This is a genomic window from Salinivirga sp. (assembly GCF_055145285.1).
On record NZ_JBSRDC010000023.1, the window covers coordinates 1 to 23,955 of the forward strand.

24 protein-coding genes and 1 pseudogene are annotated in these 23,955 nt (G+C 40.1%); 5 read left to right on the forward strand and 20 right to left on the reverse strand.

Features of this window, described 5'->3' with window-relative positions; translation table 11 throughout:
• From ACTB0Y_RS04530 to ACTB0Y_RS04545, 4 genes are all read left to right on the forward strand, one after another.
• On the forward strand, positions 1 to 420 hold a 420-nt coding region (locus ACTB0Y_RS04530), incomplete at its 5' end, for a DUF427 domain-containing protein (protein ID WP_463205615.1).
• Positions 421 to 477: 57 nt separating this feature from the next.
• Entirely contained in the window at positions 478 to 1,629 is a 1,152-nt protein-coding gene (gene alr, locus ACTB0Y_RS04535) for an alanine racemase (protein WP_463205616.1), read from the forward strand.
• 83 nt (positions 1,630 to 1,712) lie between these two features.
• Positions 1,713 to 2,426 carry a hypothetical protein gene (locus tag ACTB0Y_RS04540; protein ID WP_463205617.1) on the forward strand — a complete coding sequence of 238 codons (714 nt, stop codon included), beginning with the start codon at positions 1,713 to 1,715 and terminating at the stop codon, positions 2,424 to 2,426.
• A gap of 98 nt (positions 2,427 to 2,524) precedes the next feature.
• The gene (locus ACTB0Y_RS04545) at positions 2,525 to 5,716 is read left to right on the forward strand and encodes a UvrD-helicase domain-containing protein (RefSeq protein ID WP_463205618.1); all 3,192 of its coding nucleotides are present in this window, start codon (positions 2,525 to 2,527) and stop codon (positions 5,714 to 5,716) included.
• On the opposite strand, the gene ACTB0Y_RS04550 is transcribed toward ACTB0Y_RS04545, so the two are convergent.
• The 12 genes from ACTB0Y_RS04550 to ACTB0Y_RS04605 form a co-directional block, all read right to left on the reverse strand.
• The gene (locus ACTB0Y_RS04550) at positions 5,708 to 6,181 is read right to left on the reverse strand and encodes a hypothetical protein (RefSeq protein WP_463205619.1); all 474 of its coding nucleotides are present in this window, start codon (positions 6,179 to 6,181) and stop codon (positions 5,708 to 5,710) included. The genes ACTB0Y_RS04545 and ACTB0Y_RS04550 overlap by 9 nt on opposite strands.
• Before the next feature lie 105 nt (positions 6,182 to 6,286).
• Positions 6,287 to 6,793 carry a YfiR family protein gene (locus ACTB0Y_RS04555; RefSeq protein WP_463205620.1) on the reverse strand — a complete coding sequence of 169 codons (507 nt, stop codon included), beginning with the start codon at positions 6,791 to 6,793 and terminating at the stop codon, positions 6,287 to 6,289.
• Positions 6,794 to 6,873: 80 nt separating this feature from the next.
• Positions 6,874 to 7,206, reverse strand: a complete 333-nt coding sequence (locus ACTB0Y_RS04560) for a DUF190 domain-containing protein (protein WP_463205621.1) — start codon at positions 7,204 to 7,206, stop codon at positions 6,874 to 6,876.
• Between the two features lie 86 nt (positions 7,207 to 7,292).
• On the reverse strand, positions 7,293 to 7,673 hold the full coding sequence (gene crcB / locus ACTB0Y_RS04565; protein WP_463205622.1) for a fluoride efflux transporter CrcB: 381 nt from the start codon (positions 7,671 to 7,673) through the stop codon (positions 7,293 to 7,295).
• A gap of 61 nt (positions 7,674 to 7,734) precedes the next feature.
• On the reverse strand, positions 7,735 to 8,286 hold the full coding sequence (locus ACTB0Y_RS04570) for a 2-oxoacid:acceptor oxidoreductase family protein (protein WP_463205623.1): 552 nt from the start codon (positions 8,284 to 8,286) through the stop codon (positions 7,735 to 7,737).
• Between the two features lie 25 nt (positions 8,287 to 8,311).
• A complete protein-coding gene (locus ACTB0Y_RS04575; protein ID WP_463205624.1) occupies positions 8,312 to 9,073 on the reverse strand; it encodes a thiamine pyrophosphate-dependent enzyme in 762 nt (253 codons plus the stop codon).
• 5 nt (positions 9,074 to 9,078) lie between these two features.
• Positions 9,079 to 10,164 (reverse strand): 3-methyl-2-oxobutanoate dehydrogenase subunit VorB, encoded by a 1,086-nt coding sequence (locus ACTB0Y_RS04580; protein WP_463205625.1) that lies wholly within the window; start codon positions 10,162 to 10,164, stop codon positions 9,079 to 9,081.
• A gap of 49 nt (positions 10,165 to 10,213) precedes the next feature.
• On the reverse strand, positions 10,214 to 10,447 hold the full coding sequence (locus tag ACTB0Y_RS04585) for a 4Fe-4S dicluster domain-containing protein (RefSeq protein WP_463205626.1): 234 nt from the start codon (positions 10,445 to 10,447) through the stop codon (positions 10,214 to 10,216).
• A 117-nt stretch (positions 10,448 to 10,564) separates the two neighbouring features.
• Complete coding sequence (locus ACTB0Y_RS04590; protein ID WP_463205627.1) at positions 10,565 to 11,884, reverse strand: pyridoxal phosphate-dependent aminotransferase; 1,320 nt, start codon at positions 11,882 to 11,884, stop codon at positions 10,565 to 10,567.
• Positions 11,885 to 11,888: 4 nt separating this feature from the next.
• Positions 11,889 to 12,770 (reverse strand): coiled-coil domain-containing protein, encoded by an 882-nt coding sequence (locus ACTB0Y_RS04595; protein WP_463205628.1) that lies wholly within the window; start codon positions 12,768 to 12,770, stop codon positions 11,889 to 11,891.
• Positions 12,757 to 13,521, reverse strand: coding sequence for an HD domain-containing protein (locus ACTB0Y_RS04600; RefSeq protein WP_463205629.1), 765 nt, complete (start codon positions 13,519 to 13,521; stop codon positions 12,757 to 12,759). The genes ACTB0Y_RS04595 and ACTB0Y_RS04600 overlap by 14 nt, the downstream gene beginning before the upstream one ends.
• 242 nt (positions 13,522 to 13,763) lie before the next feature.
• Positions 13,764 to 15,095 carry a PhoH family protein gene (locus tag ACTB0Y_RS04605; protein WP_463205630.1) on the reverse strand — a complete coding sequence of 444 codons (1,332 nt, stop codon included), beginning with the start codon at positions 15,093 to 15,095 and terminating at the stop codon, positions 13,764 to 13,766.
• A gap of 86 nt (positions 15,096 to 15,181) precedes the next feature.
• Here ACTB0Y_RS04605 and ACTB0Y_RS04610 point away from each other — a divergent pair, with 86 nt between their 5' ends.
• Positions 15,182 to 16,474, forward strand: coding sequence for a bifunctional folylpolyglutamate synthase/dihydrofolate synthase (locus ACTB0Y_RS04610; protein WP_463205631.1), 1,293 nt, complete (start codon positions 15,182 to 15,184; stop codon positions 16,472 to 16,474).
• A gap of 303 nt (positions 16,475 to 16,777) precedes the next feature.
• On the opposite strand, the gene ACTB0Y_RS04615 is transcribed toward ACTB0Y_RS04610, so the two are convergent.
• The 8 genes and pseudogenes from ACTB0Y_RS04615 to ACTB0Y_RS04650 form a co-directional block, all read right to left on the reverse strand.
• Positions 16,778 to 18,112, reverse strand: a complete 1,335-nt coding sequence (locus ACTB0Y_RS04615) for an acetyl-CoA hydrolase/transferase family protein (protein WP_463205632.1) — start codon at positions 18,110 to 18,112, stop codon at positions 16,778 to 16,780.
• 113 nt (positions 18,113 to 18,225) lie between these two features.
• Positions 18,226 to 18,714 (reverse strand): hypothetical protein, encoded by a 489-nt coding sequence (locus ACTB0Y_RS04620; RefSeq protein ID WP_463205633.1) that lies wholly within the window; start codon positions 18,712 to 18,714, stop codon positions 18,226 to 18,228.
• A gap of 285 nt (positions 18,715 to 18,999) precedes the next feature.
• Positions 19,000 to 19,869, reverse strand: coding sequence for a TonB family protein (locus ACTB0Y_RS04625; RefSeq protein WP_463205634.1), 870 nt, complete (start codon positions 19,867 to 19,869; stop codon positions 19,000 to 19,002).
• Between the two features lie 18 nt (positions 19,870 to 19,887).
• Positions 19,888 to 20,295 (reverse strand): ExbD/TolR family protein, encoded by a 408-nt coding sequence (locus ACTB0Y_RS04630; RefSeq protein WP_463205635.1) that lies wholly within the window; start codon positions 20,293 to 20,295, stop codon positions 19,888 to 19,890.
• A gap of 6 nt (positions 20,296 to 20,301) precedes the next feature.
• A complete protein-coding gene (locus ACTB0Y_RS04635; protein WP_463205636.1) occupies positions 20,302 to 21,000 on the reverse strand; it encodes a MotA/TolQ/ExbB proton channel family protein in 699 nt (232 codons plus the stop codon).
• Positions 21,001 to 21,117: 117 nt separating this feature from the next.
• Entirely contained in the window at positions 21,118 to 22,518 is a 1,401-nt protein-coding gene (locus ACTB0Y_RS04640; protein ID WP_463205637.1) for an MATE family efflux transporter, read from the reverse strand.
• Between the two features lie 61 nt (positions 22,519 to 22,579).
• Entirely contained in the window at positions 22,580 to 23,791 is a 1,212-nt protein-coding gene (locus tag ACTB0Y_RS04645) for a dipeptidase (protein WP_463205638.1), read from the reverse strand.
• Positions 23,792 to 23,843: 52 nt separating this feature from the next.
• A pseudogene (locus ACTB0Y_RS04650) lies at positions 23,844 to 23,955 on the reverse strand (IS1595 family transposase); the annotation flags it as partial.

Here is a 23,955-nt window from a genome sequence, read left to right on the forward strand (position 1 = left end):
TCGTTCCGCACAATGACGGCAATGTTTTACTTTTTGGACAGTCTCTTTCATCGGTTGTTTTTTACTGAAATATTTTTAAACTCAATACGCAGCAGGTTGTTTATAATTTACGTAAACATTAAACAACAAATTATGCGAGCTATTTGGAACAATCAGGTGATTGCAGACAGCGACCAAACCAAAGTTGTGGAAAACAATCATTACTTTCCGTCAGAATCTGTCAACAAGCAGTTCCTTGAGCCTGGCAGTAAGGAGACCTTTTGCCCCTGGAAAGGGAAGGCTTCTTATTATAATTTAGTAGACAAAGAGGAAAAAGCCAACGGTGCTGCCTGGTATTACGCTGAACCCAAAGATGCCGCCAGCAATATCACAAACCACGTTGCTTTTGATAAAAGTTTGGTTAAAATAGAAAATAGTTAGAATAAGGTCAGAATGGAGTTCCGGTAGGTTTTGTGCCCCTTTTAAAATTCAGTTTTTATGCTTTTTACATCTTATATTGAACTTAGCAAAAGTGCGCTGAACAACAATATTCAGTTTATGAAAAAAATGGCGGGTTCAACACCACGCTACTCACTGGTTATAAAGGCTAATGCTTATGGGCACGGAATTGAGGATTTGCTACCATTGGTCGAAGCATGTGGGGTAGACCATTTTTCGGTTTTCAGTGTAGAGGAAGCCCGAAGGGCATTAGAAGTAAAGAATGATTATTGCGATTTGATGATTATGGGTTTCATTGATGATGATTACCTGGAATGGGCCATCGAAAATAATATTTCCTTTTTTGTTTTTACCAAAGAGCGCCTTGATGCTGTTTGTAAAGTGGCAAAGCAAACTTCGTTGCCCGCGCGAATCCATGTAGAACTGGAAACCGGGATGCACCGTACGGGTTTTGTGCAGGATGATTTGGAGTACGTGGCAAAAAAATTACACGAGAATGCTGAATACATTGAATTGGAAGGGTTATGTTCGCATTTTGCAGGCGCCGAGAGTCTTAACAATTTTGACCGTATTTATAATCAAATTGCTACTTTTCATAGTCGCTGCAGTTGGTTTCATGACAATGGTTTAGAACCTAAATACAAACATATTTCATGTTCTGCAGGGGTCTTGAATTTTCCGGAAGCATCAATGGACCTGGTGCGTGTGGGAATTGCCAATTACGGATTCTGGCCCAACAACGAAACCAAAATCTTACACATACGCAATAGCCAGATTCCTGAAGACCCCCTTAGGCAGGTGCTTTCCTGGAAAAGTAAAGTAATGAGCGTGAATCATGTAGGAGAGGATGAATATGTGAGTTACGGGACCAGTTACCGTACAAACCGCGACAGTAAAATTGCCACCGTGCCTGTAGGTTACGGATATGGTTTTAGTCGTAACCTAAGCAATATGGGCCACGTGCTCATTAACGAAAAACGAGTACCGGTCGTTGGGGCAGTCAATATGAATATGATGGTGGTTGATGTCACCGATTGTCCCAATGTAAAAGTGAATGATGAGGTCGTTTTAATTGGAGTGCAAGGGGATAAAACTATCACCATCAGCTCATTTAGCGATATGAACAACAGCATGAATTACGAACTTTTAACACGTTTACCCGCAGCCATCCCGCGTTATGAAGTTGAATAACGGGCTTTACTAAAATTTGATTCAAGCTTATTTCGGGTTTTATTGCAGAAACTTTGGTATTTTTGTTCAAACAAAAAATGACCATGAAATATTTATTACTCCTCTTTTTAGCCGTGAATTTGCCCTTCATTGTTTTTTCCAGCCCAAATAATGATTCTGTCAGGGTTGATCCCTCATTAGGTTTGGATCTATCTACTCGCTACATCTGGAGAGGTATGATGCTCGATAACTCCGCCCAATTTCAACCGTGGGCAGAATTATCATACAAAAATTTCTCCGCAGGAGTCTGGGGCTCTTATGCCATGGACGGCAGTTATGCCGAGGTCGATTTATACGTGGCCTATCAAATTAAAAACTTCATCTTAACTTTAACTGATTATTATACAGAGAATGAGAATAACCTGGCGGAATATGATTTTTTCAACTTTAAAAATGATAAAACCAACCATGCCATAGAGCTTATGGCGAGTTACCGGTTTTCAGAGACAATCCCAATTACTTTTACTGCAGGTACTTTCCTTTATGGTTTTGACAAAGATGCGGAAGGTGATAATTATTATTCCACATGGGTGGCACTGGCTTATGATATAAGCGTGGGTGAATATGACATACAGTTTCATGCGGGAGGAACACCTTCTGAGGGAATGTACAGCGACGATGCTGCTGTTACCAGCCTTGGTATCAACCTAACAAAAAACATTGAAATAACTGAAAAATTCAGTTTGCCTTTAACACTGGATTTTACCGTGAACCCCACCGCCGAAGACGTATTTCTTACGGCTTTAATCAGCTTTTAAAACTATCAATGCCAACCGTTGAAAAAATGTAAATAACTTCTTCAGCATTTTCCTATTATTGTGTGCTGCATATCCTAAATTCGTAAAAAATGCAGCCTATGAACCTCATTGCCGATTTTCATATTCATTCACATTATTCACGTGCCACAAGTAAACAACTGACACCCGAATATCTTGAGCTTTTTGGCCGGAAGAAAGGCATCAATGTAATCGGAACCGGGGACCTTACACATCCCGGATGGATTGACGAATTACAACAAAAACTGGAACCGGCAGAACAGGGGTTGTTTAAACTCAGAGACGAATTCCGAATAGCAAACAATAACTATGATGGAATTGTCCGGTTTATGCTGAGTTCAGAGATTAGTAACATTTACAAAAAAAACGGGAAAACACGTAAGGTACATAATGTAATCTGCGCACCCGATTTTGACACCGCGCATAAGATTAGTAATAAACTTGAGAGCATTGGCGGTAACCTCAAAAGCGACGGGCGCCCCATTCTTGGGCTCGATTCCCGCGACTTGCTCGAAATAGCGCTTGAAGCGAACGAAAACATTTTTTTCATCCCGGCACATATCTGGACACCCTGGTTTTCAGCGCTTGGAGCAAAGTCCGGGTTCGATAGCATTCACGCATGCTACGACGATTTAACAGAATATATTCATGCCGTGGAAACAGGACTCTCAACAGACCCGGCCATGAACTGGATGATTTCTGAACTTGACCAGTTTACCCTTTTATCAAATTCCGACGCTCATTCCCCGGATAAGTTGGGCAGGAATGCCAATTGGTTTAACACCAAACTGGCTTATGACAGTATTTTAGGGGCAATGAAAAATGGAGGTAATGATGAGTTTATCGGAACCATTGATATGTTTCCACAGGAAGGAAAATATCATTATGCCGGTCATAGAAAATGTAATGTTTGTTTAAACCCGGTTGAGGTAATCGAAGCTGGTGGAATATGTCCGGTTTGTGGAAAAAGACTGACTGAAGGCGTGATGAACAGGGTTGCTGAACTCTCTGACAGAAAGGAACTTACTGAACGCCAAAATCGTAAGCCATTTTATTCAATTATACCACTACGCGAAATGCTTGCCGGGATAGAAGGTGTTGGGCCAAGTTCCAAAAGAGTTGGAAGGCAATATGACGAAGTTTTGAAAGCAATGGGCAATGAAATGGACATATTACTTGAGCTGCCCGTCTCCGAAATTACAGAGCAGGGCTATCCCATACTTGCTGAAGGCATTCAACGCATGCGTAACAGGAAAGTTTATATTCAGGAAGGGTATGATGGCGAATATGGCAAAATCACCGTATTTAAACCAGGCGAAATAAGGGAGATGAATTCAGGTGACTCACTTTTTTCAGATGGTTCACAAAATATTGAGCAGCCTGAGGAAAGACCTATGCTGAATTTCGATTTGGGAGCACTGCAAAAGTTGCAATATTCGGTTAATCTTACAAACCAAACAGTTGTGGAAGAACCGGAAACGCCTCAATATATCAGACAGTATAACAACGGTCCACTTGCCGAGCTTAATGATAATCAGGAGAAAGCTGCGATGCACGATAAGGGCCCTGCAATGGTGCTTGCCGGGCCGGGTACAGGGAAAACCAAAACTTTAACCGCACACGTTTATTATCTCATTGAAAATAAACAGGTTACTCAAAGTGAAATTGCAGCAATTACTTTTACCAACAAGGCTGCGGGCGAAATAAAGCAACGGCTCGCTGCTATGTTGCAAACAGATGAAAAATCCTTGCAAGTTTTAACCAATACATTTCATGGACTGGGCTATCAAATCTGCAATCAGCACGCTGAACAAATACACCATAAGCCCGGATTTATCCTTATTAACCCTGCAGAAACAGTTTCCATCATTCAGCAATTAACTAAAAAAAAGCAAAGGGAGGTAAAGCTCACTGCACAACAGATTAGTCTTTTTAAACAAAATATTATTTCAGACCTTACAGAGCAAGATAAATTATTAAAGGAGGAATACGACAATTATTTGGTTCAATATAATTTATTGGACCTTGATGATTTGCTTTATCAGCCTGTAAAACTGTTGAAAGAAGAACCTGAAATTAGAAGCCAATGGCAAAATCGTTTTAAACATATCCTTGTGGATGAATATCAGGATACCAACCCAATACAATATCAATTGCTCAATCAATTATTTAATTCATCCAATCCCAATTTATACGTCGTTGGAGATCCCAACCAGGCCATTTATGGTTTTCGTGGTGCATCTGTAAAATATATGCGGCGCTTTGCAGCTGATTTTCCGGAGGCTGGAATTTATCGCTTACAGCAATCTTACAGGTGCAGCCAGCGTATTTTGGCATCATCAGCCAACGTGTTGTCTAATGAAACCAATATTCTCAAAGGAATTAATGAAGGTGTGAAAGTGAAAATTTCCGGATATCCGACGGGCGCTGCAGAAGCTGAAGGTATTGCGCGTAAAATTGAAAGTTTAACAGGTGGCATGGGCTTCTTTTCTATGGATAGTCATGTTACAGAAAGCCACGAGGATAAAGAAACTGCCTTGTCTGATATTGCTGTATTAGTGCGCACACGTCGCCAATCCGATGCTTTGCGAAAGGCTCTGGATGACCACCATATTCCATACCAGGAGGCAGGCGAGGAGCCATTTTGGCGCAAGAAGCCATGGTCAGTGGTGTTAGGCTTGTTAAGTTTAAAACAACAATTGTTGCCACATTTAAAAAAAGACCTGTCAGACCAATATATTAAACTTGTACATGAATTATCAGAAAAGGCATCAGCAGCTGATGCACTTCATTTTATTGTCGATGGCCTTGAAGGGGCGTATGATTTTAAAGAGTTTGAATATCAAGTGTTACAATCAATGGCGGCAGGTCTTAATTTAGAAGATTTTTTGACAAAATTAAAGACAGGATTGGGTATAGATGCCCTGGATAGTAAGCTGGAGGCGGTGCAGTTGATTACAATGCATGCTGCAAAAGGTCTGGAGTATGATGCTGTTTTTATTCCCGGATTGGAAGATGGCATTATGCCGTTTCATATGTTTCGCGAGCATGTGGATTTAGAAGAGGAGGAGCGACTTTTATATGTGGCTATGACCAGAGCTAAAAATAAATTGTGGTTATCGCATGCCCATGAGCGGTTTATACTTAATCAAAATCAAAAACTGAAAGTTTCTCCATTTTTGAAGCGCTTCGACAAGGCATTGACCGAATTGATTAAGGAGAAAAGTACAGCAAAACACAAAGCGGATGCTAACCAATTAAAATTATTCTGATTCATTTCTCCGGACCTGTTCCGGGTCTTTTAATGATAGTTTCATGAGGCCATCAAGTGTTAAATCATAGGTAATCCCAATTTTTGTTACAATAGATATTCGTTCCTTAATTTCCAGTGTGGTAAGTCCCTGTAGCGACATTTCGTAAGTGGGCTCTATTCCGGCATCCCGTTTAATGTCAATTTTTAATTGCATTAAATCCTCAATTGAAAAATCATAAGTAACATCAAGATAATGTCCAGTTTTAAGTTCCCGCACAAGTTCGAGGTTCATTAAATCTTCGATAGAAATTTCATAGGTAGGAGCAATATCTACTGCAGAGTCAGGTATAACATTAACGGACATTAGTTCTTCAATCGTTAAATTATACACTTCATTGTTACTTTGGGCATAGATTTTTGAACCACTATTAACTATGGCCACAACAATTGAGACAATTTTTATGAGGCTATAAAGCTTACTCATCAAAACATAAGCATTAGACTACAACACAGCACTAAAAAATATTTCTGTGAAAGCGGCGGCTTGCAATTACCTTACAATGCGTCAGGTATTGGGAACTATGTCGGTTTATTTTCTTATACCAAGGTTAACGAGATTCGAACTAATTTTGAGCCCTTTGGCCCTGGCAGAAGATGTTTTAATCTCGAATTTTGGTCTATTGCCAACAACTATAAAATTGATATCCGATCCTTTGCCGGTTCCTCCATTGGTGTCTGAAATTAGCAGGGTGGCTTTTGAGCCTATGCTCGATTGGGCATCGCTTACTTTTGAACCCTTACTTTTCGGAACGTATAAAATGTGCGGATTCCCGAGTTCCCCGAGGCTGTTGATTTTTTTAACTCTAATAGTTTGTGATCCGGCCTTTTTTACTTTAGCCAGGTTCATAAGCTCAGTGTATATTTGGTCGTTTCCCAGTACGGTAATGTTAAATGTGCCTGATTTATAAGATGCCGGCCATTCAATCAATTTTATAAAGTTGTAAATGAAAATAGATTGAAGTTTAGCAGTATTTTGGGCTGTACTAGTAGATGCCGCCAATATGAAAAAAATGAGAACAACTGCAAGTTTCTTCATTGTAAAGATGTTTGTGGTTTGTAAATGCAAATATAATTAAAAAAACAATTTATTAACATTATAAGTCGTTAAACAAGTGGTTAGAATTTAACCCTACCTATACTTTCTACTGTAACAAGCCCCTTTTCGTTGCATTTTTCCAGCATTTTTTTTAAAATTTCTAAAAAGATATTTATGTTCTCTTCTGTATCTATTATTTCCGTGATTACTGGAAGGTCTTGAGAAAGTGCAAAAAACCGGAAACTTCGTATCTGACTTTTTTCTCCATAAGCCATTATACCTCTATATATTGTAGCACCGGCCATACCTGATTTTTTAGCACCATAAATAATGGCTTCGTGTAGCGGTGTATGCCGGTACATGGCATTTTCCCCAGTTATGATGCGCAATTTCTTTTTAGGTTCCAGATGCATATCCGTTGGGTTTCAAAAAGTTTATTTTAACATTTTCGGGCATTTCATCGTTAAACGTAAAAATTTGCTATGCCCGCCAGCAATAATTATGAAATAGCTCTGACTGCTAATATGCCTGAATATAAGAAAAATAAACCAGAAATCACAGAAATAGTTGTGTATAAAATCGTATAGAATACCTGATTGTGAGCCAGAAGTTGGTAGTTGTCGAGTGAGAAGGAGGAAAAAGTAGTGAATCCACCACAAAATCCAATGGCGAGAAAGTTACGCCACATGGGTGATAAATAATTGTGCCGGACGGAGAGTGCGAATACCACACCAATTATAAAACTGCCAAGAACATTTACAGCAAATGTACCCCAGGGAAAAGAGGAGGAGGCTTGTTCCTGAATTACTTTTTGTAATAAAAAGCGACTGATGGTTCCTAAGAACCCTCCAAATCCAATTATTAATATTTTGAGCAGCATTGTATGAACAAATGAAAAGCGGACCTTTGACGGATCCGCTTTTACATAATTATTTTAGATATTAAGCTTTTTGGATCTCCTCAACTACCTGCTGTCCCTTTTCAATGGCTTCAATATTGAGTGGGATGAGTTTGTGGTAACGTTCCGGAAGAGATTTTTCCAAACCTTTTTTAACATTTTCAGTTTTTACGATGGGTTTTATTTTAAGATATGCGCCCAAAACAATCATGTTAAATGTTTTGGGATTTCCCATTTTGGCTGCTTCTTCAGCACCCTCGATTTTATAAATGTTAATATCTTTTCTTTTAGGTGGGTTAACTATACCATTTGGATCGTATAGTAAGAATCCGCCGGGCTTAACCGCTTCTTCAAACTTATCTAATGATTGCTGGTTTAGTATAATGGCCGTGTCGAATGTATTCAGAATGGGCGAACTAATTTTATTATCGCTCAGAATAACAGTAACGTTGGCCGTTCCTCCGCGCATTTCGGGGCCGTATGATGGCATCCAGCTTACTTCCTGATCTTGCATGATTCCGGAATAAGCCAGGATTTTTCCCATTGATAGTACACCCTGACCGCCAAATCCAGCTATAATGATTTCTTCTTTCATTTCTTTTAATTTTGGTGATTAGATACTATTCATCTTTAAGTGTTCCTTTTTCGTAAAATGGGAACATATTGTCTTTCATCCACTCATTGGCTGCATCCGGTGCCATTTTCCAGCCAGAAGCACATGTAGAAACCACTTCAATGAATGAGGTACCTTTATGTTCACCGGCATTGTCGAAACCTTTTCGAATGGCTTTTTTAAGCTTTCTTACTGCACCTGCAGTTTCAGCCGATTGGCGGGTTACGTAACATGTGCCGGGTAATCCTGCCACAATTTCTGTCATTTTCAGTGGGTTTCCTGCTAGTTTTACATCGCGGCCAAATGGGCTGGTCGATGTAGCCATACCCGGGAGCGTTGTTGGTGCCATTTGGCCACCAGTCATACCATAAATACCATTGTTTATGAAAATGACTACGATATTTTCGCCACGGTTACAGGCATGTAAGATTTCTGCCGAACCGATAGATGCCAGATCACCATCACCTTGATAGGTAAATACATATTTGTCAGGCATTAAGCGAGATACAGCTGTTGCCAATGCCGGTGCTCTACCGTGGGCAGCTTCCTGCCAATCGATATCAATATAGTTATAGGCCAAAACCGAGCAGCCAACAGGCGAAACTCCAATGGTTTTGTCTTGTATATCTTTTTCATCGATAACTTCAGCGACGACTTTGTGTACAACACCATGTGTACAGCCCGGACAATAGTGCATTACATTGTCGGTCAGAACTTTGGATTTTTTATAGACAAGGTTTTCTTCCTTGATAATATCTTTTACATCCATGATCGTTAGCCTTTAATTATTTTTTCTTCAAGTGCGTTGACAATTTCATCAGGACTGGGTATAATACCGCCAAAGCGCCCGAAATGCTCAACGGGTATTTTACCGTTAACAGCAAGTTTGACATCCTGTACCATTTGGCCAGCACTCATTTCAACACTGAGCATTCCTTTCACCTGGTCTGCGAGTTTGTTTAGCTCTTTTGAGGGAAAAGGATAGAGGGTGATGGGTCTGAGCAGGCCAACTTTTATGCCTTTATCGCGCGCCATCTCAACAGCTTTCATGCAAATACGTGACGAGGAGCCATAAGCTACCAACAGGTATTCAGCATCGTCGACCATAGTGGTCTCGTAGCGCACTTCTTTTTCTTCTATTTCGCGATATTTGTCTTGAAGTTTAAGATTGAATTTTTCCTGAAGTTCAGATTGAAGTTCCAGGGATGTGGCCACATGTTTTTCGCGGTTGGCGGTTTTACCTGTTGTGGCCCAGTCTCCATATTTTTCAATTATTTCTTCTTCTGTAAGACGGGCTTTAAAATCTTTAAGCTCTACCTTTTCCATCATTTGACCAATCATTCCATCTGATAAGATCATAGATGGATTGCGGTATTTAAAAGCCAGGTCAAGTCCGTCTTCTACAAAATCAGCCATTTCCTGAACTGAATTGGGGGCCAAAACAATTAATTGATAGTCTCCATGTCCGCCACCTTTTGTCGCTTGAAAATAATCTGATTGTGCCGGTTGTATGGTTCCCAATCCTGGGCCTCCTCTTACAACGTTCACCAGCAGTGCGGGTAATTCTGCACCTGCCATGTATGATATTGCCTCAAGTTTAAGGCTTACACCGGGACTTGACGATGATGTCATGACCCTTTTTCCGCAAGCTGCTCCGCCATAAAGCATATTGGCAGCTGCGAGTTCGCTTTCGGCCTGTAAAACAACCATTCCTGTTTCTTCCCATGGTTTACGGGCCATAAGCGTTTCTATAACTTCCGATTGAGGTGTAATGGGGTATCCGAAGTATCCGTCAACGCCATAACGAATCGCTGCTTCGGCGATAGCCTCATTACCCTTCATTAATCTTAATTCTCCCATTATTTGAGCGTTTTAGTGTTTAGTGATTGATGATTGTAAATACATAGTGTTATGCTTGTTGCAATTTAACCTTATAAACGGTTATTACATTGTCGGGACATACCAACCCACAGTTGGCGCATCCGATGCAAGCATCAGGATTTTCCATATAAGCGTAGTTGTATCCTTTTCCGTTGACATTGGACGATAGCGCCAATGTATTGGTAGGACACTCTACAACGCAAAGGTTACATCCTTTACACTTTTCGTTATCTACAACGACTGCTCCTTTTACTTTTGCCATAGTAGTAGTGTTTAATATAGTTTTGAGTTACACAAATTTACTTATAATTAACTGATTTTTAACATTTCAAACCGTTATATTGCATTTGCTATTCCAATTTATCATCTTTTCAAATAATTAATTTGGAAAGTCTTCGTGAAAACGTTTGAGCCTGTATTCCAGGTCGTCGAATTGTGATCTTTGAATCTGAGAAACACATGCCCGCAATCCATCTACGTGTGTACTGCCCGCACCTTTGAGCGAAATTGCACTGATTCCGTAATACAGCAGGTTCTCTATTAGTTCTCCGCCTTTCATACCCGGGTAGGCAATGGTGAAATAAAAACCATCTGCCAGATCCTGATCCAGATCTCTATCGTACACAATCTCGAAACCGTACTTTGTAAAAAGCTTTTTCATAATTTTGGCGCGTTCACCGTATTCTTTTACCGGCTCTACGAAATTGAATTTACTTTCGTTCGCAGCTTTGAACATGGCTGCCAGAGCATGTTGCCCTGAATGTGAAGCTCCTGAGCTAAGTGAATAGAGCAGGCGATATACAATGGCATAACCAAAACGGTCGGCACCAAAACGTTCTTGTAATCCGGGATATGACCGGTGGTAAAGTGCATCAGATATAGCCATTACGGCCATACGTTGACCAGCATAGCTGAAAACTTTGGAGCTTGATATGAGCATGATCCAGTTATCGGTGTAGTTGGCTACAGATGGCTGGTAAGGCGGCTGGCCGGGAGTTGAAAAATCCTGACGGAAATCCATTCCAAAATAAGCCAAATCTTCAATAACGATGACATCATACTTGTTGGCAAGTTCTCCAATGATTTTTAGTTCTTTGTCTGTAAGGCATATCCAGCTTGGGTTATTGGGGTTCGAGAATATGATACTGTTGATATTACCTTTGCTGAGAAACTCTTCTAATTTGTCTCTAAGTTTTTCTCCACGGTAATCATAGGCATCGAAAGATTGAAATTTGGCGCCTATAACTTTAAATTGCTGTTTTTGAATTGGAAACCCCGGATCGATAAACAAAGCCGTATCTTTCTTTTTATCCATGCTGCTTACCGCCTGAAATGAGGCATAGCCGCCCTGCATTGACCCGGTGGTTGCGATACATCCTTCCGGATTTATGTCGATATTCATAAAGTTTTTAATGAATCGAGCGGTTTCAGTTTTTAACTCCGGTATACCTTCAATGCTTGGGTAATTATTGGCTACGCCAGCTTTCAGTGCTTTAATCTCAGCTTCTGTGCCAATTTTTTCGGGTGGCAAACCCGGTACACCCATTTCCATACGGATGTATTTATCACCGGTCTCTGCCTGTATCATATCCACAACTTTCACTATTTCCCGGATTGTAGCATTGCTAAGGTCCGGAATATTGAGCAATTCGATTTTGGATTTGACCACATCAAATTTTATTGGTGTGTTTTTGTTCATGATGTTATTGTTTTATTTCTATTACCAAATATTGCGTATTCGACCAGAATTTGGCCGGATCAGTGATTTCTAAACTATCAATTGGCTTGTCGCCGTGTATTTTATAACTGTCATCAGGATGTGGTGTTACGATACGCATTTTTCGTACATTGAGGGTGATCGTTTTTAACTCAAATTTTTGCGCTTCGGTAAAGTAATCTTTATTCAGGTTGTCTTTAAGTTTTCGCGTTCTTCCAATACCCAATATTCCACCTTCCTTAGTTATAACATTATTCTTTTTTAGTTCTTTGCTGGTGCCATAGGCATAATAAACCGTGTTCATGGCTTTTTGCTGATAGGCAATAATGGCTTGTTGCTGCTTCCGTAAACTTTTAAGCGTGTCAACAAGTCCTTCCAGGTTGGTTATTTTTCCCTGCATTTTTTCTAATTGTCCCCGCAAATTTTCAATCTGAACAATTTTTTCTTCCATTTGCTCATTAAGCCGGTCGATAATGGCTTTCAGATCCTGATTTTGTCCAGCGTTTTGGTTGAGTGATTGTTGCAGCTTTGAAAGCTGACGCCGGTTGGCAATCAGTTTATTGTATATGCTTGTAATGTCTTCTGAAATTTTTTCTTTGACCGAAGGTTGGTTTTCAATATCACTATTGGCTATGGTGCTTATTATTTGTTCCTGTTGTTTTATTGTGTCCAGGTTTGATTGGATGAAATTAATGGTTTTAGTTAATTGATAGAGATTTTCTTCGGTTTGTGCTCTTTCACGCTTTAATTCAAGGTTTTCTTCTTTAAGCTCCTTAACCTTTGATGTGTTATTGTCACAATTTACAAGCATAAAACCTGTAATAACTAAAAACAATAGAAAATATATCCGGGACTTATTGGTTTTCATAGTTTATATGTTTTTTAATGATGTTTAATTCTTCCTGTACAGTTTTTTTTTCTGGTAATATGTCCATTAAGTAGTGCAAGTTACCCTGCGATTTTATCAATTTTAGACTCGCTGAAAAATTGATGTCGAAAACCCAGCTTAACTGAAGCATTCTAAAGTCAACTTCTGTACGCATATCATCCAAATTGGCAATACTTCTGTTTCTGATAGATTCTAAGATGGGTGAGGAGTAGGCAATTTCTTCCGATTGATTTAAAAACAGGGCTTTATGGTCAATTTTTGGATTTTTAATTTGCTCAGCCATTACCCGATATATATCAATTTTATCTGCATCGCGTATTATTTTGGCAAATATCAATGCTTTGTCTGTAAAGTCTGCTTCTACAAGTTCCTTTTTGTTGTGATTGGTAACCGCTTTTAAAATTATCTCCTGCTCTTCGCTTTTTATGTTGTCCAGCAAGCCTTGGTTTTTAATGATGTATGCAGATAGTTCGGCATGATTTTCAGAAACTTTGTCGTTGAAAGTTCCATATTGGGCAAATTGTTGAAATCTTCCACAATCGTGCAGTAGCCCAATGATTTCAGCAATGTCTGTGTCTTTTTCATTGAAATTACTCTGTTGGGCAATGGCGTGGCAGTTTTTAGCAACTTTTAGCGTGTGATCGTATTTAAGCGCGTAAGGAGCAGGGTCATCATTTTTAAGAAATGATGCAGTGTAACTATAAAACCATTTATAAATAAGATTTTTCAACAATAGTTAACCTTTCATAATTTACCGTAAAAATATAAAATTATGGGTAATTTCCATGACAAATTTTGATGTCGCGGAACATTATATTGAAAAATTTTACTTTTGTAGATAAATAATCTGCTTTTTAATATAAAGGCATAATATTTATACTGTCTGGGTAAAAACTAAACGCATAAAAACAGTGAAAAACACTGAACCCGACCTTGTTTTCTAATAAGTATTTATTGGTCAGTGGTTTAGGCTTACAATAAATCACTTGCTAATTCAGCCAGCACACTTCTCTCACCTTTTACCAAATGGATATGAGCAAATAGCTCCTGAGACCGCATTCTGTCGGTTAAATATGACAGCCCGTTGGAACGCACATCCAGGTATGGAGAGTCGATTTGCTGTATATCACCTGTAAAAACGATTTTCGTGTTGTCTCCGGCTCTTGTTATGATGGTTTTTACTTCGTGTGGTGTTAGGTTCTGTGCTTCGTCTATGATGAAAAACACATTGGATAGGCTTCGACCACGAATGTATGCAAGAGGCGTAATTTTGAGCTTTTCGTCCTTCAACATTTCTTCAATGCGCATGAAATTGCTGCTGTTGCTTTTAAATTGTTGTTTAATTACGCCCAGATTGTCATAAAGTGGTTGCATATATGGTCCGATTTTTTCGCCCACATCTCCGGGCAGGTAACCCAGGTCGCGGTTCGATAGCGGAACTATTGGGCGTGCAAGGAGTATTTGCCCATAACTTTTTTCCTGGGCTAGTGCTGCAGCGAGAGCCAGTAATGTTTTTCCCGTACCCGCCTTACCGGTTATAGATACTAATGGCAGGTTTCTATTGGTCAGCGCATCGAGTGAAAAAGTTTGTTCTGCATTGCGTGGCTCAATGCCATAAGTTTTGTGTTTTTCTACTCTTCGTATAACTTTTTGCATTGGGTTATAAAAGCCAATAGCTGAGCTATGGTTTCCCTGCAAAATAAGAAACTGATTGGGTATGGGCTTAAAATCAAAGTTGAAATCATCAACGGGTATCTCAGGCATTCCATTATATAGTTTTGCAATCAGTTCATCGCTAATGTTATTGACTGTTTGTACCTCCTCAAAAATATTCTCAATTTTTTCTACTTTATCTGTTTCGTAATCCTCTGTGGGCATTCCCATAGCCTTAGCCTTGAGTCTAAGATTGATGTCTTTAGAGACGAAAATTACCGGTTTGCGTTTCGCTGCTTTTACTTGCAATGCAATCGACAATATTCTATGGTCGGGTGTATCGGCCGGAAAAGAATCACGGAATTCCTGTGTGTAAGGTTTTCCTGTTTCTATAAATAATTTTCCTTTTTTGGAACCAAGACTTATACCACTTTTAAATATTTTGTCATTTGATAATTTCCCTAATTTCCTGGCTATTTCACGGGCATTATAATTAATTTGGTCATGTCCTTTTTTGAATCTGTCCAGTTCTTCAAGTACAGTAATGGGTAATACAATATCGTGCTCATCAAATTGATCAAGGCATTGAAAATCGTGTAACAGCACGTTGGTGTCAAGTACAAAAACTTTTTTCGATTTTGATGTGGGCATAAGGCAAAATGTTTTCTGTATTCTCACGAAAATTACAAAAAATAAAAGGCTATTATTACTTTTGTCTTGAATTTTATCAACCGATTATGAACTATCAGGAGACATTAGCGTTTTTATTTGCTCAGCTGCCAATGTATCAGCGGCAGGGTAAAGCCGCTTACAAGGCAAATTTAGATATTACCTTAAAGTTGGATGAGCATTTCAGGCATCCCCATCAATTTTATCCAACCATACACGTGGCCGGGACCAATGGGAAAGGTTCGGTTAGTCATATGATTGCTGCGGCGCTTCAGCAAGCTGGTTTTCGCACAGGTTTATATACTTCACCCCATTTGCTTGATTTTAGGGAACGCATCCGGATTAACGGTGATATGCTTACAGAGCAATATGTGACAAATTTTGTGGAAGATAATCAGCGCATCATCAAGGAATTGGAGCCCAGCTTTTTTGAAATAACTGCTGCCATGGCATTCGACTATTTTGCCCGCGAAAGAGTTGATGTAGCGGTAATTGAGACAGGTATGGGAGGGAGGTTAGATTCTACAAACATTATAAATCCTATAATATCAGTAATTACCAATATTGGGCTGGATCATACATATTTTTTGGGTGATACACTGGAGGCTGTGGCTCGCGAGAAAGCAGGCATCATTAAGCAGGAAACGCCTGTTATTGTTGGAGAAAAGCAATTAGAAACTATGGCTGTATTTGCAGAAAAATCGCAGGAGTTGGCTGCACCTGTTACAACTGCCTCTGACCGGTTCGAAATTGTTGCTGCAGATTCAAAATTTCCTTACAAAACTCAAAAAATTAATTTATTTGACCGGTTTATTGGAGAGGAATTTACGTGGACAATTGATTTGGCTGGTACATATCAGGCAAAAAATTTGATAACCGTATTGGCCACACTTGATGCTATCCGTGGTGAATTTCCGGTGGGCGATAAAGAAAGAGAAAAAGCTTTCCGAAACATTAGAAACCTTACCGGCTTTAAAGGGCGCTGGGATATTTTAAGCACGCATCCATTGATTATTGCCGATACTGCGCACAATACTGAGGGACTTAGTATGGTGATGAGCCAAATTGAGCAGCTTTCTTATAAAAATCTGCACATTATATTGGGTGTTGTCGATGATAAGAATCTATCTAATATCCTAAATTTATTGCCTAAAGAGGCTACTTATTACTTTACGCGATCTCAAATACCACGAGCATTAGGTGAACGCCTGCTGAGAGAAAAAGCACATGAATTTGGTTTGCATGGTGAAACTTATGCCAATGTTGCAGATGCGAAGCATGCAGCAAAGTCTTCAGCGGGTGAAAACGATTTAATTTATATTGGGGGCAGTACCTTCATTGTGGCTGAGGCAATTGATTGAGATATAAAGCGGGTGTCTAAAAAGAATTGAAAACGAGCGCAGCCACCTGTAGCTTTTGCCTCGTTTGCACATTTTCCGCCGATGATTCTTAACTTACATCGTATCACCGACGAAACGCGGCGGTTTTGTGGCGTTGCCACATTCCCGGGGCTCTCGCCTACGATGCAATTTCGCTTCCCTTCGGTCGCCATAGGCTTGCCCCAGGTGCAACGCTATAGCTTTAGCGAACGCGGACGGTGAGCAAAAACTCCTTCATGCTAACAAAAAAATACAACTTTGTAGATATCCTCTCAATTGTGTTAGTTAGTTTTTTCTGAACTCTATTTCTTTTTTGCTTTTAACGAAATGGTAATGTGACCCAAATCTTTCAAAAGCAGCTTTGTTTAGTGAGTCCTGGTGGTCGGGGTGTGCTATGCTGATAATATCGCGTGCTCTTTTCTGGAGTGTTTTTCCATAAAGGTTTACGGCTCCAAATTCTGTAACTAACCAGTGCATGTTGGCTCGTGTGGTTACAACACCGCCACCTTCGCACAACATGGGTGCAATTTTACTCATTCCTTTTTTGGTTACCGAGGGAATTGCAAGAATGGGTTTTCCGCCTTCGCTAAACGAAGCTCCACGCATGAAGTCAATTTGTCCGCCCACACCACTGTAAAATTTTGTACCAATAGAGTCGGCGCATACCTGCCCGGTGATATCAATCTGTATAGCCGAGTTAATGGCTGTTACTTTTGGGTTTTGCTTGATAATATGTACTGAATTTGTATAGTGTACATCCTGCATGAGAACGCCCGGATTATCATCTACGAATTTATACAAGTCTTTAGAGCCCATTAAAAACGAGGCTACAATTTTTCCTTTATCCAGTGTTTTGTTGGCTCCGTTTACTATGCCTTTTTCTACCAATGGCAGTAGCCCGTCTGAAAACATTTCCGTATGTACGCCCATATTTTTGTGATTGCCCAACTGAGATAGCACTGCATTGGGAATTGCACCAATGCCCATTTGCAAAGTTGCACCATCGTCTATAAGGTTGGCTACGTTTCTTCCAATAGCAATATCCTGTTCCGACAATTCGGGCATGTGAGCTTCTATGAGTGGATTGTCGTGTTCCACGAAAATATCGAAATCACTGAGTGGCATCATTGCATCGCCCCAGGCTCGTGGTATGTTTTTGTTGACTACAGCTATTACTGTTTTAGCATTTTCAATTGCAGCTTTTGTGCAGTCTACTGATGTACCTATAGAAACCCAGCCATGCTGGTCAGGAGGTGAGATTTGTACCATGGCTACATCAATGGTTAATACTTTTTCGCGAATGAGTCTTTGTGTTTCGCTCAGAAACACCGGGATGTAATCGGCATAGCCAGCCTGTGTGGCTTTTCTTACATTTCCGCCTACAAAAAATGATTCCAGTTCAAAAGTGCCCATATACTTGCCATTCTCTTCTGCGTAGGGTGCAGGTCCCTCGGTATGTATATGCTGAATGGTTACATCACATAACTCATCAGAACGCTCCATGAGTGCATCCAGCAAAATTGTGGGTGTGCACGCCACACTGTGAATGTGCAGGCGATCGCCTGATTTAACTGCTTTTACTGCTTCCCTGGCGGTAACAGGTGTGTATGTTTTTTGCATGGTATATAGTTTTTACTTAATCCACGCAAAAATAGCAAAGCGGCTTATTAAGTGGGGCTTTTTACAGATGTTATATAAAAGGTTTTTCTATGATAAATAACTTATTTACAGAATCAGGGGGCAAGTTTGTAAGTCCATTTATCGGGTTTATACTTCCGCCCAATAGTGGCTACAAGCACTCCGGTTGTAATAACTATTGCTCCAACCCCAACGACCGGAATACCAACAACTACCCCTATTATACCGGCTAGCCCTCCATCTGCAAGAGATTTAACCAGAAGTACTGTGCCACTTGTTGTTATAATTGCACCAAATAGACCCACACCGGCTCCCGCATACATTCCAAGCTGGGATTTAAAGCGTATTTTTTTGATATCATGAAGTTTAATGCTGTCTGTACCCATTAACAGAGTGTTCTTGTCGGCTATCTGGAAACGCCCTTTATATTTTTTGCCTTCGTAAGTAACTATTTTTATTTTCGTGTTGGCTGGCAATATTTTTTGCTTTTCATTACGGACTTTTTCCAATATCAGGGAATTGGTCTGTGCCAATAGGAAACTTCCAAGAAAAGTTAGGAAGGTGATAAGTAAGATTCTTTTCATAACGTATGTTTTTGGGTTTTTAGTTGGGGGTTATCATTGAACTAACCTTATCCTCCATCTTGTTTTATGCAAATTAATTCAAAAACAAATGTAAGTCAAATATTTTTTTAGTTAAAGCCAAATAAGTGAGCGATTTAGTTTGGTTATCGTGTGGTTTTACTGAACCAAAAAATTTAAACCTTAAAAATATGAAGCGTTTTTACGATGGCCAATAAGCTTTATAAGAATGTGCCATTCCTCATGGAGTGACTTATAATTATTAAATTGCGGAATTACGCAATGGGGCTATTGTAGTACAAAACTGTAAGTGATGGTACCCACCTGAAAGGCATCAGCTTCGCTATCCTGGTTAAATCGGGCTTTACGTGCAGCTTTGAGTGCAGCACTGATTAATTTCTGGCTGGTGGTTGTGGAGCCTTTGGCCTGATAGCTTGCACTGGTTACATTTCCATTACGGTCTACTGTTACCCGCACAACTATAATTCCTTCCTCATTGGCGGTGTAGATGGGTTTGGGTAAACTGCCACCCTGGGGGGATCTGCCCTGAAGGCTGTATCCAATGCCTTTGTCGCCCAGTCCTTTGCCTTCACCGTAGTTAGTTGCATTGGGATCTCCTTCCGGATCTCCCTGGTTGCCGGAGCCTGTTTTGTCTCCATCTGATTTGGAGTCTGAATTATTATTGCTGCCTTGAGAAAAGGCATTTTTAGTGATTTCGTTGATCTTTTCTTTTTCTTCCTGCTCTTGTCTACGTTTTTCTTCGAGTTCGCGCTGTCTTCTGAGTTCTTCTTCACGCTCTTTTTGTTTTCGAAGTTCTTCCTCACGTTTTTTACGTGCTTCTTCTTTTTTTGCCTCTATGGCTGCTGCTTCCTCAAAGTCCTGAGTCATTACCTCCTCCTCTTCTTCGGGAGCAGTTTCTGTAGGAGGCGGGGTTGTAGGTTGGGGCTCAGTTTTTGGTTCAGGAACTGCCTCTCCGCCTGTTTCTACAGGGCCTGAACCGGCATCTTCATAACCAAAATTTACAAGTATACCTTCTTCTTCGGGAAACGGGAGTGGGGTAGAGAAACCGAAAAATATAAGCAGTATAAGCACAGTTCCCATAAATGAGAATGTGGCCCAAAAGGCAATTCGCTTATTTTTTTTCCGGTTTTCAAACATTGGTTAAATGCTGGCTTATTATTGTCCTGTCGTTGCCAGTATTAGTTTATACCTGTTTCTTTTGGCAATGTTCATAACTTTAACCACATTATCTATAGGCACCCGTTTATCGGCGTGCAGTGAAATGGTTGGTGGTTGTTCGAAGGCGTCGGCCGGACCTAATTCCTGTTTTAGTTTACGTTCCAGCATGCTAAAGGGTACCTCTTGTGTGCCAACAGCATAGCGTAGGTCATGTGTAATACTGACCGATACCAGTGGTTTATTGGCACGTGTCTGATTTTTACTTTGAGGTAGCAAAAGTTTTAAAGCATTTGGTGAAATGAGTGTGCTGGTTACCATGAAAAATATCAACAACAGGAATACAATGTCGGTCATTGACGACATACTGAAACTGGCGTTTATTTTACTTCTCCGTTTTATAGACATACTACTTTAGTTTGCCGGTTCATTTAAAAGATCCATAAACTCTGTTGTGCGGGCTTCGAGCCTGAAAATTACCTTTTCTACACGCGCAACCAGTATGTTGTATGCAAAATAGGCCAGGATACCAACAATTAAACCTGCAACGGTTGTTACCATTGCGGTGTATATACCGTTTGAGAGCAGGGTGATGTCAATATTGTTTCCGGCATTGGCCATATCGTAAAAAGCTTTTATCATGCCCATTACAGTTCCCAGAAAACCAATCATTGGCGCACCACCAGCTGTAGTTGCAAGCGTGGGCAGCCCTTTTTCGAGTTTTGCTGTTTCGAGGTTGGCAATATTTTCAATGGCTGTGTTAATATCATTCAGCGGCCGGCCTATGCGGCTTATACCGGTTTCCAGCATTCGTGCTGTAATGGTGTTGGTTGATTGACAGAGACTATGAGCCGCATCAATTTTTCCATCATGAATATAGTCCTTAATACGGTTCATGAAAGTAGTATCTTCTTTTGAGGCATCCTTCAATGCGAAGTAGCGTTCGAAAAAGATATAAATTGACAAAATCAGCAGTACCACAATGGGAATCATGATAATACCACCTTTCATTGCCAAATCAAAAAATGAAAGTGTCAATTCTCCCTCTGCAGCTTGCGCTGCGTTTTGAGCCGTATCGACTACCTGATTTACCTGTAAGAATATTCCGGTCATTGTATGATTATTTTATCGCGGTTAAAACGTTTCAGCGTTCGAAATTATTATAAATTTTTCATACTACACAGCGTTTCTCCTAATTTTAGAATAACATAGCCTTTCAAAACAGCTGAACTACTGTTTGCCAGGCTCGTTTTTTATTTCTGGTTCTTTAAAAACAGAGTTTTTTCTCGAAGCCAGGTTTTTGCGCCATTCTCTTAACATCATAATGCCTGCAATAATGGCAGCAATGGTGTCTGCTGTGGGGGAGGCCATCCAAATGCCTTTTAAACCCCAAATTTTTGGAAAAATAAAGAGTAAAGGCGACAACACAATGACTTGTCTCAATAGACTCAGAAAAGCAGCAATTTTTGCTTTGCCAACGGATTGGAAGTAATTGCTTATGACAATCTGAAAACCTACAACGGGCAGCATAATTACAAATATTCGCATTCCTTGTATAGCGTATTCCTGAAGTTGCTCGCTTTCATTATTGAATAACCGTACAATAGGTTCCGGAAATATTTCGAGTAAAATCCAGCTAATAACACTCAATACGGTTGCTGCCACCATTCCGTAGCGTAAGGTTTGTCTCACCCGACTTATATTGCGAGCCCCATAGTTGTATCCAATAATGGGTTGCGAGGCCATATTTAGTGCAATTATGCTCATAATAATTAAAATTACTACGCTCATAATTATTCCAAAAGCGCCAACCGCGAGGTCGCCGCCAAATTTTATGAGCTGTGTATTGTATATTCCCTGCACAAAACTATTGGCCACCTGCATAAAAAACGGCGCTAAACCAATGGCTAACATGCTTTTTACAATAAATGGATCATATTTTATTCTGTACCATTTCAATGGTACAATAGCACGCTTACTACGAAAATGAATAAGTACCCAGATTGACAATACGCTCATTGAAATAATGGTGGCCCAGGCTGCGCCTTTTACGCCCCAGCCAAATTTTATGATAAATAGCCAGTCGAGTGGAATGTTTATACCAGCTGCCAAAAGCATACTAATCATGGCCAGTTTTGCATTACCTTCTGCCCTTATTAAACTGTTGAGCGAAAAACCTAACATTTGAAAAATGATTCCGAAAAGAATAATGTTGAGATAGTCATTGGCATAACTCATGGTTGTTTGTGTGGCACCAAATAGTTCCAGCATGGGTTGCTTAATCAGAAAGCCCAGGCCTGCAGCAAAAAATGAGATGAGTACGATTAGTAAAACAACGTTACCAAGTACTTTTTCGGCTTTATGATAATTTTTTTCGCCCAAAAATATGGATAGTTTTACACTACCACCCATACCGATCAACATGCCAAAAGCCATGATGATTATCATTACCGGAAAAACAGCAGTGATACCACTTAGCGCCGCAGCTCCTACTCCCTGACCAATAAAAATTCTATCTATGATGTTGTATAGCGAATTGGCAATAACCCCAACAAAAGCCGGCCAGTAAAAGCGCAGAATCAGCTTCCCTATGGGCATGTGTTCGAGTTGTTCGGTTTGCTTTTTTTTCACAATCTACCAATTTTGCTAAGGCAAACCAACATCAAATAACGCGCCTAAAGTGCAGCTTTGTTCAGACTTTTGTTTTCTTTTCTTCAACTTCTTTGAAAACCCGCATGAAATTGCCACCCCAGATTTTAATTATTTCTTTTTCAGAATAACCACGCTTTACCAGCTCTTTGGTGATGTTTTGCATTTCGCTCACATCAAAACAGTCTTTCAGGCCCCCGCCACCATCAAAATCACTTCCAATACCTACGTGATCGATTCCGGCAATTTTTACGATATGGTCAATATGATCTGCCAAATCAGAAACAGTGGCGAGTTTTTGAGGGAAATTTCTTTGGGTTGCATGCCATTCTCTAACAGCCTGTGCGCGTTCTTCTTCTGTTAGATCATCGAACCCACGCCATTTTCTCCTCAATGCATCAAAAGCACTGTCTCTTTTGGGTTGGGGCACGGGTGGTTTAACATAGTCGCTCAGTAAACAAACCTGCACTACTCCGCCATTTTCAGCAACTTTTTTTAACATGTCGTCTGTTAAATTGCGGGGATTGTCGCAAATAGCCCTGGCATTAGAATGTGATGCAATAATTGGTGTCCTGGTCAATTCAATAACATCATTTAAACTTTTGTCTGATATGTGCGATACATCTATGATCATGCCCGTCTCATTCATCTTTTTCACCACTTCTTTTCCAAAATCGGTAAGTCCGTTGTGTTCAGTAGAGTCTGTGGAACTGTCGCAAATATCGTTATTGCTTGTGTGCGCTAGTGTTATGTAACGAACTCCTCTGTTGTAAAAACGTTCTATTTCTTGAATATCTTTCCCAAGCGCAAAACCATTTTCAATGCCTATATAGAAAGTGTGTTTTCCATTTTTCTCATTTTCGTAGGCGCTTTCAGGTTTTGTACCTATGGCCACTTTTTTCTCATTTCTTGAAACCTGAGCATATATGGAATCTATAATTTTATGCGTTATCTGATTGGCTTTTTCATGGCCTTCTGCTGTTCGTGCTCTCTGGCTTATAAATGCCGCAATAAACACAGCATCTAAACCACCTTCCTGCATGCGGGGAAGATCTACACGCGAATAAGTTGCTTTGCCATCGTGTTTTTCGGCAATACTGAAGTTATCGCGGGTAAACCGCAAGGGTGTATCGGTATGCGAATCGAGCGTTAATGCTTTTGTGTGAATACGTGCTATTTTTTCCTCTTTGGTTTCCTGATTACAGCTAACTAAGCTGAAGAGGAGTGCGAGGCATATTAATGTGATCTTTTTCATAGTGCTCCAAATAAGTTTATGAGTACGAAATAATTAAATATGGGGTATCCGATCAACACCCGTGATTTTCGTTAATAATTTTATCATATGTTAAAGGCTCTGCAATAACAGCCTGTTCAAGTAACCGCATAAACAATAAACCTCTACTATTTGATGTTCTCCTG

What these genes read in the sequence shown, in the direction of transcription:
- alr (WP_463205616.1), top strand. Translation starts at nt 478, where the DNA reads ATGCTTTTTACATCTTATATTGAACTTAGCAAAAGTGCGCTGAACAAC.
- ACTB0Y_RS04540 (WP_463205617.1), top strand. Translation starts at nt 1,713, where the DNA reads ATGAAATATTTATTACTCCTCTTTTTAGCCGTGAATTTGCCCTTCATT.
- ACTB0Y_RS04545 (WP_463205618.1), top strand. Translation starts at nt 2,525, where the DNA reads ATGAACCTCATTGCCGATTTTCATATTCATTCACATTATTCACGTGCC.
- ACTB0Y_RS04550 (WP_463205619.1), bottom strand. Translation starts at nt 6,181, where the DNA reads ATGAGTAAGCTTTATAGCCTCATAAAAATTGTCTCAATTGTTGTGGCC.
- ACTB0Y_RS04555 (WP_463205620.1), bottom strand. Translation starts at nt 6,793, where the DNA reads ATGAAGAAACTTGCAGTTGTTCTCATTTTTTTCATATTGGCGGCATCT.
- ACTB0Y_RS04560 (WP_463205621.1), bottom strand. Translation starts at nt 7,206, where the DNA reads ATGCATCTGGAACCTAAAAAGAAATTGCGCATCATAACTGGGGAAAAT.
- crcB (WP_463205622.1), bottom strand. Translation starts at nt 7,673, where the DNA reads ATGCTGCTCAAAATATTAATAATTGGATTTGGAGGGTTCTTAGGAACC.
- ACTB0Y_RS04570 (WP_463205623.1), bottom strand. Translation starts at nt 8,286, where the DNA reads ATGAAAGAAGAAATCATTATAGCTGGATTTGGCGGTCAGGGTGTACTA.
- ACTB0Y_RS04575 (WP_463205624.1), bottom strand. Translation starts at nt 9,073, where the DNA reads ATGGATGTAAAAGATATTATCAAGGAAGAAAACCTTGTCTATAAAAAA.
- ACTB0Y_RS04580 (WP_463205625.1), bottom strand. Translation starts at nt 10,164, where the DNA reads ATGGGAGAATTAAGATTAATGAAGGGTAATGAGGCTATCGCCGAAGCA.
- ACTB0Y_RS04585 (WP_463205626.1), bottom strand. Translation starts at nt 10,447, where the DNA reads ATGGCAAAAGTAAAAGGAGCAGTCGTTGTAGATAACGAAAAGTGTAAA.
- ACTB0Y_RS04590 (WP_463205627.1), bottom strand. Translation starts at nt 11,884, where the DNA reads ATGAACAAAAACACACCAATAAAATTTGATGTGGTCAAATCCAAAATC.
- ACTB0Y_RS04595 (WP_463205628.1), bottom strand. Translation starts at nt 12,770, where the DNA reads ATGAAAACCAATAAGTCCCGGATATATTTTCTATTGTTTTTAGTTATT.
- ACTB0Y_RS04605 (WP_463205630.1), bottom strand. Translation starts at nt 15,095, where the DNA reads ATGCCCACATCAAAATCGAAAAAAGTTTTTGTACTTGACACCAACGTG.
- ACTB0Y_RS04610 (WP_463205631.1), top strand. Translation starts at nt 15,182, where the DNA reads ATGAACTATCAGGAGACATTAGCGTTTTTATTTGCTCAGCTGCCAATG.
- ACTB0Y_RS04615 (WP_463205632.1), bottom strand. Translation starts at nt 18,112, where the DNA reads ATGCAAAAAACATACACACCTGTTACCGCCAGGGAAGCAGTAAAAGCA.
- ACTB0Y_RS04620 (WP_463205633.1), bottom strand. Translation starts at nt 18,714, where the DNA reads ATGAAAAGAATCTTACTTATCACCTTCCTAACTTTTCTTGGAAGTTTC.
- ACTB0Y_RS04625 (WP_463205634.1), bottom strand. Translation starts at nt 19,869, where the DNA reads ATGTTTGAAAACCGGAAAAAAAATAAGCGAATTGCCTTTTGGGCCACA.
- ACTB0Y_RS04630 (WP_463205635.1), bottom strand. Translation starts at nt 20,295, where the DNA reads ATGTCTATAAAACGGAGAAGTAAAATAAACGCCAGTTTCAGTATGTCG.
- ACTB0Y_RS04635 (WP_463205636.1), bottom strand. Translation starts at nt 21,000, where the DNA reads ATGACCGGAATATTCTTACAGGTAAATCAGGTAGTCGATACGGCTCAA.
- ACTB0Y_RS04645 (WP_463205638.1), bottom strand. Translation starts at nt 23,791, where the DNA reads ATGAAAAAGATCACATTAATATGCCTCGCACTCCTCTTCAGCTTAGTT.